A 14,229-nucleotide genomic window follows, 5' to 3' on the forward strand; every position below is an offset into this window, starting at 1 on the left:
ACCATCCCTGAGTCGATGAAGAAATGCTCGGAGGGTGGTGATTTTTCTTTTTCGACAATGAATGGTTTTTCACATTCACTGCCGATTTATGCAATTTATTATACCAGCGACGTTGATTCAGGGAAACCAAATCTGAGATTCAGACACTGAACAGCCTGTGCAGACGCGCCTTTAAGCAGATTATCTTCGGCGGCCACAACGATGACGTGCTCGCCCTGCACTGCATAACCGATATCGCAGAACGGCAGACCCACCACGTTTTTCAATGCCGGCATGCCTTTGTCATAAAGGCGAACCATCGGTTTGTCTTTGTAGGCGCTCTGGAAGGCGTCGGCAACCTGCTCGGCGCTGACGCCCGGCTTCAGACGGCAGGTGGTCGTCGACAAGATACCGCGCGGGAAGCTGCCCAGATGCGGGGTAAAGATAACCGGTGTGCCGAGATGGGTTGAGATTTCAGGATGATGACGGTGATTGAACACGCCATAGGCTTGAAGACTGACTTCGCAGAAACTGGTGCCGAGGCTGGCTTTACGCCCTGCGCCGCTAACGCCGCTGGTGGCGTTGATAACCGGCCATTGATCCTGATTCAGCAGACCTTTCTCGAGCAGCGGTTTAATCGACAGCTGCGCGGCAGTCGGGTAGCAACCCGGCACGGCAATCAGCTGCGCGTCTTTCAGTTTATCCGCCTGCCACTCGGCCAGACCGTATACGGCCTTATCGAGCCAATCCTGATGCTGATGCTCGAAACCGTAGAACTGGGTGTAGAACGCCGGGTCTTTCACACGGAACGCGCCGGAGAGGTCGAATACGGTGCAACCGGCGGCCAGGAATTGCGGGGCCAGGTCATGGCTGACTTCATGCGCGGTCGCCAAAAAGACGACATCTACACCTTTGGCCGCTTCTGCAACGTTTTCCAGAGGTAAAACAGGCAGATCGATAATGCCCTTCAGCTGCGGATGCAGATCGGAAAGCAACTTTCCTGCATCTGCACTTTGCGCTGAAACCGTTAAACCGGTTATGTTCATATGTGGGTGACGATTCAGGTAAAGCGCAAGCTCTGCGCCTGCATAACCGGTGGCACCAACAATCAGCGTATTCAACATGGGCTCAGTTCACCTTCTTTTCAAAAATAGAGGGCTCACTGCGTTTATTACGCCAGAAGCCCGCGAAATTCAGCCTGTTCGTCACATGATGACTTTTGTGGAGACCCCGCGCATTTCGAGGTTTCCTTACGAACCGGCTTAATGTATTTTTATTCACATTAAATGCATGAATATTTATATTACCCTAACCAAAGGCTGTCAACAGTGAAGATGAAATTACCTCCATTTATTGAGCTATACCGTGCGTTAATCGCTACGCCATCGATCAGCGCCACCGACAGCGCACTGGATCAGAGTAATGAAACCCTAATCAACTTGCTGGCAGGCTGGTTTACCGATTTGGGCTTCAAGGTCGAGATTCAGCCGGTCCCCAATACGCGTAATAAATTCAACATGCTGGCCAGCATCGGTGAAGGTGCCGGAGGCTTGCTGCTGGCAGGTCATACCGATACCGTGCCGTTCGACGACGGCCGCTGGACGCGCGACCCGTTCACGCTGACGGAACACGAAAACCGTCTGTACGGTCTCGGAACGGCCGACATGAAAGGGTTCTTTGCCTTTATTGTCGACGCACTGCGTGATATCGATACCGCCAAGCTCGGCAAACCGCTCTATATTCTGGCCACCGCCGACGAAGAGACCACGATGGCGGGCGCGAGCTATTTCGCTAAAACCTCGTCGATTCGCCCTGAATGCGCCATTATCGGCGAACCCACGTCGCTCAAACCCGTACGCGCGCACAAAGGCCATATTTCCAATGCCATTCGCATTACCGGTCAGTCGGGCCATTCCAGCGATCCTTCGCGCGGCATCAATGCCATCGAACTGATGCATGAATCCATTACCCATCTGATGGATCTGCGCAAGACGCTGCAAACGCGCTATAACCACAGCGGCTTTGCCATTCCCTATCCCACCATGAACTTCGGGCACATCAACGGGGGCGACGCCGCCAACCGCATCTGCGCCTGCTGCGAACTGCATATGGATATTCGCCCGCTGCCGGGGCTTACGCTGTCAGATTTGGATGAATTGCTTAACGAAGCACTCGAACCCGTCAGCAGCCGCTGGCCGGGCCGGGTGGCGATTGAACAGCTGCATCCGCCGATTCCGGGCTATGAATGTCCGCCGGATCATCGTCTGGTGCAGGTGGTAGAAAAGCTGCTCGGCACGGAAACCGAAATCGTGAACTACTGTACCGAAGCGCCGTTTATTCAGGAACTATGCCCGACGCTGGTTCTTGGACCGGGGTCCATCGATCAGGCGCATCAGCCCGATGAATACATTGATATGGCCTTTATCAAGCCGACCCGCGAGCTGATAACCCAGGTCGTGCACCACTTCTGCCATCATTGATGCCTGTTCTTGTTAAATATTTGTAACTAAAAAGGGCATCTTGTGATGCCCTTTGATATTGTACAAAAGGTCCGATTAGCCACACTAATAACCTACCGGCTGTAATTAAATTTCTCCCACTTTCTTCGATTCAGCATTTTTGTAATGAGAAAATTGGGGTTTTTACGGTAAGTTCCTACAGTACTAAATTTGGACGATTGCAAATTGCCATGAAGGCGGAATGAAAAAAGCCTGAAGGCTTTACGGGTGAACGTTATTTACAAGACATAAAAATCATACAAGAAACGGGTCAGAGGTAATATGAACGAACAATATTCCGCAATGCGAAGTAATGTCAGCACGTTGGGTAAACTGCTTGGTGAAACGATCAAGGACACTCTGGGAGAACAGGTTCTCGATCGCGTGGAGAAAATCCGCAAACTTTCCAAATCCTCACGTGCCGGAAATGAGGCCGATCGTCAGGAGTTGCTGACGACGCTGCAAAATCTTTCCAATGACGAATTACTGCCGGTTGCTCGCGCCTTCAGTCAGTTTCTGAATCTGACCAACGTGGCCGAGCAGTATCACAGCATCTCCCCGCATGGCGAAGCGGCCAGCAATCCTGAAGCACTGGCGCAGCTGATTGAACGTCTGAAATCGAAAAATCTTTCTGATCAGCAACTGCGTGACGCCGTTGAACAGCTGTCCATCGAGCTGGTATTAACCGCGCACCCTACTGAAATTGCTCGTCGTACCCTGATCCACAAGCTTGTCGAAATCAATAACTGCCTGAAACAGCTCGACCATAACGACCTGGCCGATTACGAACGCAAACAGATCATGCGCCGTCTGCGCCAGCTGATTGCCCAGTCGTGGCATACCGATGAAATCCGTAAAATCCGCCCGACGCCGGTGGATGAAGCCAAATGGGGCTTTGCGGTGGTCGAAAACAGCCTGTGGGAAGGCGTGCCTGCTTTCCTGCGCGAATTGAACGAGCAGCTTGAAACCTCGCTCGACTACAAGATGCCGGTGGAAGCCGTGCCGGTGCGTTTCACCTCCTGGATGGGCGGCGATCGCGACGGCAACCCGAATGTGACGGCCGCCATTACCCGCCACGTGCTGCAACTGAGCCGCTGGAAGGCGACCGACCTGTTCCTGCGCGATATTCACGTGCTGATTTCCGAACTGTCGATGACCGAAGCGACGCCGGAACTGCGCGAACTGGCCGGTGGCGAAGACGTGGTCGAACCGTATCGCACCATCATGAAAAATATCCGCACCCAGCTTTTATCGACGCAGGCGTATCTCGAGGCGCGTCTCGAGGGCGAAACCCTGCCGCGTCCGAAAGACTTGCTGGTGAACAATGACCAGCTCTGGGAACCGCTCTACGCCTGTTATCAGTCTTTGCAGGCCTGCAATATGGGCATTATCGCCAACGGCCAGCTGCTCGACACCCTGCGCCGTGTGCGCTGCTTCGGCGTGCCGTTGGTACGTATCGATATTCGTCAGGAAAGCACCCGCCACACCGATGCCATCGCCGAAATCACCCGTTTCCTTGGGCTTGGCGATTACGAAAGCTGGTCGGAAAATGACAAACAGGCATTTCTGATTCGTGAGTTGAACTCTGCGCGTCCGCTGGTTCCGCGCAAATGGACGCCAAGCCCTGAAACCAAGGAAGTCCTCGACACCTGTCAGGTTGCTGCCGAAGCACCGGAAGGGTCGATTGCCGCCTATGTTATCTCGATGGCGCGCACGCCGTCGGACGTGCTGGCCGTGCATCTGCTGCTGAAAGAAGCCGGATGCCCGTTTGCGATGCCGGTCGCCCCGCTGTTTGAAACTCTTGATGACCTGAACAATGCCGATTCCGTCATGACCCAGTTGCTGAGTATCGACTGGTATCGCGGCTTTATACAGGGCAAGCAGATGGTCATGATTGGCTATTCCGATTCCGCAAAAGATGCGGGCGTGATGGCCGCCTCCTGGGCGCAGTATCGCGCGCAGGACGCACTTATCAAGACCTGCGAGAAAGCCGGTGTACTGCTGACGCTGTTCCACGGTCGCGGCGGTTCTATCGGACGCGGCGGCGCGCCTGCACATGCCGCCCTGCTGTCACAACCGCCGGGCAGCCTGAAAGGCGGTCTGCGAGTCACCGAACAGGGCGAGATGATCCGCTTCAAATACGGCCTGCCGGAAGTCACCATCAGCAGCCTTGCGCTGTATACCGGTGCCATTCTCGAAGCCAACCTGTTGCCGCCGCCCGAGCCGAAAGCGGCGTGGGTCGAGGTTATGGACCAGCTTTCCGAGGTTTCCTGCACCATGTATCGCGGCTATGTGCGCGAGAACAAAGACTTCGTGCCGTACTTCCGCTCGGCCACGCCGGAGCAGGAGCTGGCCAAGCTGCCACTGGGTTCACGTCCTGCCAAGCGTAAAGCCAGCGGCGGCGTCGAAAGTCTGCGTGCCATTCCGTGGATTTTCGCCTGGACCCAAAACCGCCTGATGCTACCCGCCTGGCTCGGCGCAGGTGCCGGTCTGCAAGCCGTGGTCGATGGCGGTAAGCGCGATGTGCTCGAGTCAATGTGCCGCGACTGGCCGTTCTTCTCCACACGTATCGGCATGCTGGAAATGGTGTTTGCCAAGGCCGACCTGTGGCTCGCGGAATACTACGACCAACGTCTGGTCAGCAAAGACCTGTGGCCACTGGGTCAGCAGCTGCGCGACCAGCTGAGCAGCGACATCAAAGTGGTACTCGCCATCGCCAACGATGATCACCTGATGGCCGACCTGCCGTGGATTGCCGAATCCATCGCGCTGCGCAACGTTTATACCGACCCGCTGAACGTCTTGCAGGCCGAGTTGCTGCACCGTTCGCGTCTGCTCGAAGAGCAAGGCGAGCTGGATGCCCGCGTCGAGCAGGCGCTGATGGTCACCATCGCCGGTGTTGCCGCCGGCATGCGCAATACCGGCTAATTCCCTTTCCCTTTCAACGTCAAAACCCGGCTCTCAAGGCCGGGTTTTTTTATGCTGCTACGTGACTGGGGTGAACGAAGGCGGCCAACGGCGCTACATTGCAAAAAATACCGGTATGAATACCGCGCAGATTTCACGTTGTAGCAAGGCGGCAAATGAGAGAGTCCCCGGGAGCTTACACAAGTAAGTGACTGGGGTGAACGAAGGCGGCCAACGGCGCTACATTGCAAAAAATACCGGTATGAATACCGCGCAGATTTCACGTTGTAGCAAGGCGGCAAGTGAGAGAGTCCCCGGGAGCTTACACAAGTAAGTGACTGGGGTGAACGAGAGCGGCCAACGGCGCTACATTGCAAAAAATGCCGGTATGAATACCGCGCAGATTTCACGTTGTAGCAAGGCGGCAAGTGAGAGAGTCCCCGGGAGCTTACACAAGTAAGTGACTGGGGTGAACGAAGGCGGCCAACGACGCTACAGCGCGAAAGATGCCGGTATTCCGGGGCGAACGCCGAGCGTGTGGCAGATGGCATAACTCATCTCCGCGCGATTTAGCGTATAGAAGTGGAAATCTTTTACGCCTTCGCGGCTCAGGATTTTTACCATGTCCATTGCGATGTTTGCGCCGACCATCTTACGGGTTTCCGGGTCTTCATCCAGACCTTCAAACATGCTGGTCATCCAGCTTGGTACGCGGACGTTGGTCATTTTGGCAAACCGCTGCAACTGTTTGAAGTTGGAGACTGGAAGAATGCCCGGCACGATTTCTACGTCTATTCCGGCGGATGCGCAGCGGTCCCGGAAACGCAGGTAGCTTTCAACGTCGAAGAAGAACTGGGTGATGGCGCTGTTGGCACCGGCGTCTACCTTGCGTTTGAGGTTTATCAGGTCCGCCTGTGCGCTTTTCGCCTCTGGGTGAACTTCTGGATAGGCCGCCACGGAGATATCGAAATCGCCCACATCTTTCAGCAACTGCACAAGATCTGCGGCATACATTTCCGGCTTGCCGCTGTTGGGTGGCAGGTCGCCGCGCAGGGCGACGATATGGCGGATGCCGCTCTGCCAGTAATCTTGCGCAATTTGACGCAGTTCGGCAGGCGAGGCGTCAATGCAGGTCAGGTGCGGTGCCGCTTCCAGACCGGTGCGATCCTTAATGCCTTTGATGATGCTGTGCGTGCGTTCGCGTTCGCCCGAATTTGCACCATAGGTAACGGAAACAAATTTCGGCTTCAGGCTGCTCAGGCGGTCAATCGAGCTCCACAACGTGTCTTCCATCTCGCGGGTGCGTGGCGGAAAAAATTCAAAAGAAACGTTAATCCGGCCCTGCAATTCGGCCAGATTCTGGTTTAACGCTTCTCGCTGATTGGCGTGGAAAAAGCTCATAGGGTTCCTACCTCGTGCATCGCATCTTATTGGTTAACGCGCTAACTTGTAAGCGTCTAGACGTCTAAACGTATGGATGTAAAATGCGCGAGTTTGGTTAAATAGTCAACACAAAAATGGTGTCGGCGGATGATTAATCTTCAACCAGATTGAGGGAATTTCAAGCAGAAGGGGAGAGGCAGGAATTCCCCTGCGCCGAGGATGCGCAGGGGGAAAAATTAAAGCAGCTGGGTCAATCGGTTAAGGTCAGACTGGATGGCACCGGCCGTGACATCGCGGCCTGCGCCGGGTCCGCGGATAACCAGCGGATTATCGCGATACCAGCGACTTTCGATAGCAAAAACATTGTCGCAAGGCAGCAGAGAAGCCAGAGGATGGTCGTCGCGCACGGCTTCAACACCCACACGCGCCTTGCCATTGGCATCGAAACGGGCAACGTAGCGCAGCACCAATCCCATCTCTCTTGCCGCTTCCAGACGTTGCAGCATCTGCTCGTTAAGCTCGTCGCCGCCTTCGAAGAACTGATCCACGGAGCCGTTTTCACATCCCTGCGGCACCAGCGATTCGACACGTACCTGATTCGGTTCAATGTCGTAACCTGCCTCACGCGCTAGAATCACCAGTTTGCGCATGACGTCCTGACCGGACAGGTCAACGCGCGGATCGGGTTCTGTCAGCCCCTGTTGCCAGGCTAAATCCACCAGCTCGGTGAAAGGCTGCGTACCGTCAAATTGCAGGAACAGCCACGATAACGTGCCGGAAAAGATCCCGCTTATCGCCAGAATGCTGTCACCGCTTTCACGTAAATCGCGCACGGTATGGTTTACGGGCAAACCTGCCCCTACGGTCGCGTTGTAAAGCCAGTGGCTGCCGGTTTTGGCAAAGGCATCGCGAATCTGGCGATACTGATTGCTGCACGAGGCACCCGCGACCTTGTTGGCGCTGATGACATGGAAACCGTAGCTCGCGAAATCCAGATACTGATCGGCCAACTCGGCGCTGGCGGTGACGTCGAGTACCACCAGGTCGTCGAAGGGATGCGCGCGCATCCACAGGAACAGAGACTCTTCGTCATGTTCGCGCGCTTCATCGTCATAGAAAGCCAGTGCGCGGCTGGCGTCGAGTCCATCATAACTTAGCAGACTGCGCTTGCTGTCGACCACGCCCGCCAACACGAATTCAAAACCGCTGCGGGCCGAAATGTTTTTCTGCTCGCGGGCAAACAGCTCAAGCCAGCGCGAACCGATATTACCTTTGCCAAACAGCATCAGACCGATGCGTTTTTCGGCGCGGAACAGCGTCTTATGCAGGCCTTGCACCAGATTTTCGGTAGGGCCTACGCGCAGCACGGCGACGAGGCTGATATCGTCCTCGGCCTGCCAGACGAATTCTACCGGCTGGTCTTTCAATTCCTGATAGAAACGGTGGCTGTGCAGCGGGTTTTTACAGACGCCCGCGCCCACGAGCGCCACCAGCGCCAAGCCTTCACGCAGTGTCAGACGCCCCGGCAGCGCGGCGTCTTCAAGCACCGCCAGCGCGCTGTTCACCACTTCGGAGGTGTAGCAGAGTTGCAGTTGATTGCGGTCGGCATGCACGCCGATAGCCAGCGGTTTAATCTGCGCGCGCTTGAGCAGCAGCTCGACGTCCTTGTGCGCATGGGCAAAATCGTGACCGGCGGCGATATCCAGTTCGATTAAACAGATGTCGTCGTGGCTGGTGACAATTTTCGCACCCGACCCGGAAGCCAGCACGCGTTCGATACGTGTCGAGCCTTGCTCCGGCTGATAGCTGCAGCGCAGTTGCAGGTCGATATCGCTGTTGGAAACAGGCTGCAACGTGCGGGTGTGCAGAACCGGCGCGGCCAGACGTGCCAGCTCGCTGGCCTCGTCGAGACGCAGCAGCGGCAGCAGACAGGCATCTTTCACTTTACGCGGGTCGGCGCTATACACCCCGGCCACGTCGCTCCAGATGGTGACGCGATGCACACCGGCCAGCGCACCAATCTGGGTGGCAGAGTAGTCACTGCCGTTACGGCCCAGCAGGACGGTTTCTCCGGCGTTGTTACGCGAGATAAAGCCGGTCACTACCAGATACTGATGAGGATGCTGCGCCAGCAATTGTTGCAGCAGCGGATAGGAGCGGCCTTCGTCAACCTGCGGCTGGGCGGCGCGCTCGGCACGCAGGAAGTCGCGGGCATCGAGCCATGCGGAAGGCAGATCTTTAATCGACAGCAGTGCCGACATCAGACGTGCGGACCAGACTTCACCCTGGCCGACGACTTCGGAATAGACCGCATCCGTCACCTTGCCGTCAAGCAGCACGGCCAGACGTTCAAGGTCATGAATAAAGGAGGCAATCAGCGGTTCGGCCATTTCGGCAGGCAGCAGCGCGGTAATCAGCTCACTCTGATAACGGCGCAGCGCCTGCTGCACCTGATGGGCGGATATTCTGTCGTTCTGACTGAGTTTCAGCCAGTTAATCAGCTGGTTGGTCGTGCTGCCTGCGGCAGAGACCACCATGATATCGCCAGGATTACCGTATTCGGCCATGATGCCTGCGACGCGAAGATAACACTTCGCATCGGCCAGACTGCTACCGCCAAACTTGTGTAACTGCCGACTTCCTGCCGGCGCTGCAACCGCTATCGCACTCATTACTTACCTCTTTGCCGCCGACTGGAAAGCCTGTTCCAGATCGGCAATTAAATCTTCGCTATCTTCGAGACCGACAGACACTCGGAGCAGGCTGTCGGAGATCCCTGCGGCGGTACGTGCTTCCGGTGACATGCCCGCGTGTGTCATGGTTGCGGTATGTGAAATCAGGCTCTCGACGCCGCCCAGCGATTCGGCCAGCGTGAAAAGCTTCAGTTGCGCGAGGAAGTGACGCAGTTTTGCCTCGTCCCCGTTAAATTCGAAGCTTAGCATTGCGCCAAAACCACTTTGCTGACGACGCGCAATGTCATGGCCCTGATTTTCCGGCAGGGAAGGATGATACAGCTTTTTAACCAACGATTGTTTCTGTAAATAAGCAACAATTGCCAGTGCATTTTCCTGCTGCTGTTTCACGCGCACGCCCACGGTGCGCAGGCCGCGCAGCAGGAGATAGCTGTCAAACGCCGCACCGGTCACGCCGATGTTGTTGCCCCACCAGGCGAGTTCTGTCGCGTGCTCGGCCGTTTTGGAAATCACGGTTCCCGCAACGATGTCCGAGTGACCATTCAGATATTTGGTACAGGAGTGGATGACAAGGTCGGCGCCCAGTTTCAGCGGCTGTTGCAGCACAGGGCTCAGGAAGGTGTTGTCGACCACCGCCAGCGCACCGGCATCGTGGGCGGCATCACAAATTGCCTTGATATCGACGACACGCAGCAACGGATTGCTTGGGGTTTCGATAAGTACCAGCTTGGGCTGCTGCAAAAGGGCGGCACGCAGCGCCTCGGGGTCGCCCTGATCGACAAACAGCACGCGATAGGCACCGCGCCTGCTCAGGCTGTCGAACAGACGATAGCTGCCACCGTAGCAGTCATGCGGTGCCACCAGCAGGTCGCCCGGCTTGAGAAACACGGTGCACACCAGATGAATCGCCGACATTCCGCTGCTGGTCAGCACGGCACCCGCGCCTCCTTCCAGATCCGCCAATGCACGCTGCACGATATCACGGGTAGGATTCCCGCGACGCGAGTAGTCATGAGCCCGTGGCTCGTTGAAATCGGCGAAATTATAGGTGCTGGAGAGGGTAATCGGTGGAACAACACAGCCATACTGCTGGTCAATGTTGAGTCCACTGCTAACCGCGATTGTGCCTTGCTTGAGCGTCATTATTGTTGCTCCCTGCCGGGGATGAAAAGAGGATGAGGGTGTAAAGATTAATCGTTAGCGGGATAGACGTCAATACATCTGGACATCTAAACTTCTTTGCGTATAGATTGAGCATTAGGATAATACCCGCTAAAATTAAGGCGGTATCGTGCAATTGGCAGAGGTAACGCGCTGATTGGCACAGTAAAGCACGAACCTGTATCCGCTGACAAAGTGAACAGCATTCAGGCCAGGATTATTGCGATGACCCGGTCGATATTGACCGCTTTACCTCTCCTGTAGCAGGCAAAAAGCAGGGTAACTTCAAGGTTATTTATGCAGCGTAAAGGACGACGGCTATAGTGAGATCTGCGGAAATCGGGCATAATCCCCGGGTTTTCAGAATTTTATTTTTATTTGATAAATTTAAGGTGTCCCATGGCTGAGTGGAACGGCGAATATGTCAGCCCCTACGCTGAACACGGTAAGAAAAGCGAACAAGTTAAAAAGATTACGGTTTCCATTCCTCTGAAAGTATTGAAGATTTTGACGGATGAGCGCACGCGCCGCCAGGTTAACAACCTGCGCCATGCCACAAACAGCGAACTGCTGTGCGAAGCTTTCCTGCATGCCTTTACGGGCCAGCCGCTGCCAAACGATGAAGACCTGCGTAAAGAACGTAGCGACGAGATTCCGGAAGCCGCCAAAATTCTCATGCGTGAACTGGGTGTAGATCCCGATACCTGGGAATATTAAGCTTGCCGGGCAGGCTCGATATGAAGAGTTGAGTTAATACGTCGGAGTTTCTGTTTTCTACGAAATTCAGGCATTAAAAAAGGCGCCATCGGCGCCTTTTTCACTGTCGAGCGTAGCTTATTTGCTGCTCGGTACGCTGAAACGCTTGTTGAAGCGGTCAACGCGGCCACCGGTAGTCACTTCACGTTGCTTACCAGTGTAGAACGGGTGGCATTCACCACAAACGTCCAGGTTCAGGTCGTGACCAACAGTAGAACCGATTTTGATAACGTTACCGCAAGAACAGTTAGCAGTAACAACTTCGTATTTAGGGTGGATACCTTGTTTCATGAGAAAACCTCTGTTTAGGCCGTGTCGCTATCCAACCGTGTTTCCGTCGGACACCACACGTAGTGTTAATGATTAGTTCTCTGATACGGAATGCATCAAAGGCGGCGAATCATACAGAATATAATCTGACCGCGCAATCATGTTCATGCATTCCGAGTCACACAGTGTACACTATCTCGTCAATTTTTTACAGTCTGGATTGAAAATGCCCGTTGCCCACGTTGCTTTACCCGTTCCGCTTCACCGCACCTTCGACTATTTACTGCCCGCCGGAATGCAGGTCGTCGCCGGTTGTCGGGTTAGCGTGCCTTTCGGAAAACGCGATGCGGTCGGGATTGTTATCGGCGTCGGCGACAGCAGCGATTTTCCGATTGAGAAACTCAAACCCGTCGCCGCCGTGCTCGACGGCACGAGCCTTTTTACGCCCGATCTGTGGCGCGTGCTGCACTGGGCGGCAGACTATTATCACTTTCCGCTCGGCGAAGTATTATTGCACGCCCTGCCCGTTCTGCTGCGGCAAGGCAAGCCCGCCGAGCTTGCTCCGCTGTGGCAATGGTTCGCGACCGAACAGGGCCGCGCGACGCCGCTCGACAGCCTGAAACGCGCACCCAGGCAGCAGCAGGCGATGGCGGCATTGATGCAGGGCAAAATCTATCGTCATCAGGTCAGCGATCTGGAACTTAACGAGGCGGCGCTACAGGCTCTGCGCGCAAAAGGCCTGGCTGATCTGCAAAGCGTGGCACCCGAGGCGCAGGACTGGCGAGATAACTTCAGCGTTGTGGGCGAGCGCCTGCGGCTCAATACCGAACAGGCGACCGCCGTCGGCGCAATACGCAGCGAAGATCAGCAGTTCTCTGCGTGGTTACTGGCAGGGATTACCGGGTCCGGCAAGACCGAAGTTTACCTCAGCGTGCTGGAGAACATTCTGGCGCAGGGCCGACAGGCGCTGGTGATGGTGCCGGAAATCGGCCTGACGCCGCAGACCATCGCCCGTTTTCGCGAACGGTTCAGCGCGCCGGTCGATGTGCTGCATTCGGGCCTGAACGACAGCGAACGCCTCGCCGTATGGCTGCGCGCCCGAAACGGCGAAGCGGGCATTGTGATCGGCACGCGTTCGTCACTGTTTACCCCCTTTGCGCGGCTTGGCGTCATTATTATCGATGAAGAGCACGACAGCTCCTATAAACAGCAGGAAGGCTGGCGCTACCACGCGCGCGACCTGGCGGTATTCAGAGCGCATGCGGAAAACATTCCGATTGTTATGGGCTCCGCCACGCCTGCGCTGGAAACGCTGCACAATGTGAAGCTCGGAAAATACCGTCAGCTGACGTTAACCAAACGCGCCGGAAACGCCACCGCCGCCGTTCAGCATCTCTTGGACATCAAAGGGTTGCCGCTCAAGGTTGGTCTTTCGCAGCCGCTTATCCAGCGTATGCAGCACCATCTGAAAGCCGATAACCAGGTGATGCTGTTTCTTAATCGACGCGGTTTTTCTCCGGCGCTGCTCTGCCACGAGTGCGGCTGGATTGCCGAATGCCAGCGCTGTGACCACTATTACACCTTTCATCAGCATCACCGTCAGTTGCGCTGCCACCACTGCGACAGCCAGCGCGCGGTGCCGCATCAGTGTCCGCAGTGCGGCTCGACCCAGCTGGTTTCCGTCGGCGTCGGCACCGAGCAGCTCGAAAGCGAACTCGCGCCCCTGTTCCCCGACACGCCCATTACGCGCATCGACCGCGACACCACCAGCCGAAAAGGTTCGCTGGAGCAACATCTGGCCGAAGTGCATCGCGGCGGCGCGAGGATCCTGATAGGGACGCAAATGCTGGCGAAAGGTCACCACTTTCCCGATGTCACACTGGTTTCGCTGCTGGATGTCGACGGCGCACTGTTCTCGGCAGATTTCCGCTCCGCCGAGCGCTTCGCGCAGCTTTATACCCAGGTGTCGGGCCGTGCCGGACGCGCGGGCAAACAGGGTGAAGTCGTGTTGCAGACCCACCATCCCGAGCATCCTTTATTGCAGGTGTTGTTGCAGAAGGGTTATGACGCCTTTTCGAAACAGACGCTGGCCGAGCGACAGAGCGTGTTTTTACCGCCGTTTACCAGCCACGTCATGTTCCGTTCGGAAGATCACGATAACCGTCAGGCGTCGCTGTTCCTGCAACAACTGCGCACTCTGCTGGAAGCCAGCCCGCTCAAGGATGAATCGCTGTGGATACTGGGTCCGGTACCTGCGCTACAGGCCAAGCGCAGCGGGCGTTTTCGCTGGCAGTTGCTGCTTCAGCATCCGTCGCGCAAGGTGCTGCAACAGCTGATTAAAAATTCGCTGCCGCTGATTGGCAGTCTGCCGCAGGCCAAGAAGGTCAAGTGGACGCTGGACGTCGACCCTATCGACAATTAACGGTTCTGTCTGAATTTTTGCGGCCTAGCGCGAAAAAACAGCATAAGTCACATTTTTTATGCAATTAAGTAATTAATCCTAGTCACATTCTGTTTAGAATGTGATGAGCTACGCAAAGATTTTCGTAGCATGATAATCCGATAATAAATTTGCACGGATG

9 protein-coding genes are annotated in these 14,229 nt (G+C 55.7%); 4 read left to right on the plus strand and 5 right to left on the minus strand.

Annotated features, from left to right (window positions below; all coding sequences use genetic code 11):
- Positions 1–98: 98 nt before the first annotated feature.
- Entirely contained in the window at positions 99–1,103 is a 1,005-nt protein-coding gene (gene argC, locus O1V66_RS16605; RefSeq protein ID WP_045049619.1) for an N-acetyl-gamma-glutamyl-phosphate reductase, read from the minus strand.
- 204 nt (positions 1,104–1,307) lie between these two features.
- Here argC and argE point away from each other — a divergent pair, with 204 nt between their 5' ends.
- Positions 1,308–2,459: an acetylornithine deacetylase gene (argE, locus tag O1V66_RS16610; RefSeq protein WP_045049620.1), complete on the plus strand. Its 1,152-nt coding sequence runs from the start codon at positions 1,308–1,310 to the stop codon at positions 2,457–2,459.
- 300 nt (positions 2,460–2,759) lie between these two features.
- Complete coding sequence (ppc, locus tag O1V66_RS16615; protein ID WP_045049621.1) at positions 2,760–5,405, plus strand: phosphoenolpyruvate carboxylase; 2,646 nt, start codon at positions 2,760–2,762, stop codon at positions 5,403–5,405.
- Between the two features lie 471 nt (positions 5,406–5,876).
- On the opposite strand, the gene metF is transcribed toward ppc, so the two are convergent.
- The 3 genes from metF to metB form a co-directional block, all read right to left on the minus strand.
- A complete protein-coding gene (gene metF / locus O1V66_RS16620; protein ID WP_045049622.1) occupies positions 5,877–6,785 on the minus strand; it encodes a methylenetetrahydrofolate reductase in 909 nt (302 codons plus the stop codon).
- Positions 6,786–7,003: 218 nt separating this feature from the next.
- Positions 7,004–9,439: a bifunctional aspartate kinase/homoserine dehydrogenase II gene (locus O1V66_RS16625; protein ID WP_045049623.1), complete on the minus strand. Its 2,436-nt coding sequence runs from the start codon at positions 9,437–9,439 to the stop codon at positions 7,004–7,006.
- Positions 9,440–9,442: 3 nt separating this feature from the next.
- Positions 9,443–10,603: a cystathionine gamma-synthase gene (gene metB / locus O1V66_RS16630; protein WP_045049624.1), complete on the minus strand. Its 1,161-nt coding sequence runs from the start codon at positions 10,601–10,603 to the stop codon at positions 9,443–9,445.
- A 417-nt stretch (positions 10,604–11,020) separates the two neighbouring features.
- Here metB and metJ point away from each other — a divergent pair, with 417 nt between their 5' ends.
- A complete protein-coding gene (metJ, locus tag O1V66_RS16635; RefSeq protein WP_004392248.1) occupies positions 11,021–11,338 on the plus strand; it encodes a met regulon transcriptional regulator MetJ in 318 nt (105 codons plus the stop codon).
- Between the two features lie 117 nt (positions 11,339–11,455).
- On the opposite strand, the gene rpmE is transcribed toward metJ, so the two are convergent.
- Entirely contained in the window at positions 11,456–11,668 is a 213-nt protein-coding gene (gene rpmE, locus O1V66_RS16640) for a 50S ribosomal protein L31 (RefSeq protein ID WP_072045125.1), read from the minus strand.
- Between the two features lie 205 nt (positions 11,669–11,873).
- On the opposite strand from rpmE, the gene priA reads away from it, so the two are divergent.
- The gene (gene priA, locus O1V66_RS16645; protein WP_045049625.1) at positions 11,874–14,069 is read left to right on the plus strand and encodes a primosomal protein N'; all 2,196 of its coding nucleotides are present in this window, start codon (positions 11,874–11,876) and stop codon (positions 14,067–14,069) included.
- The last annotated feature ends 160 nt before the right edge of the window (positions 14,070–14,229 follow it).

It is taken from the genome of Rouxiella chamberiensis, from assembly GCF_026967475.1.
GTDB lineage: Bacteria > Pseudomonadota > Gammaproteobacteria > Enterobacterales > Enterobacteriaceae > Rouxiella > Rouxiella chamberiensis.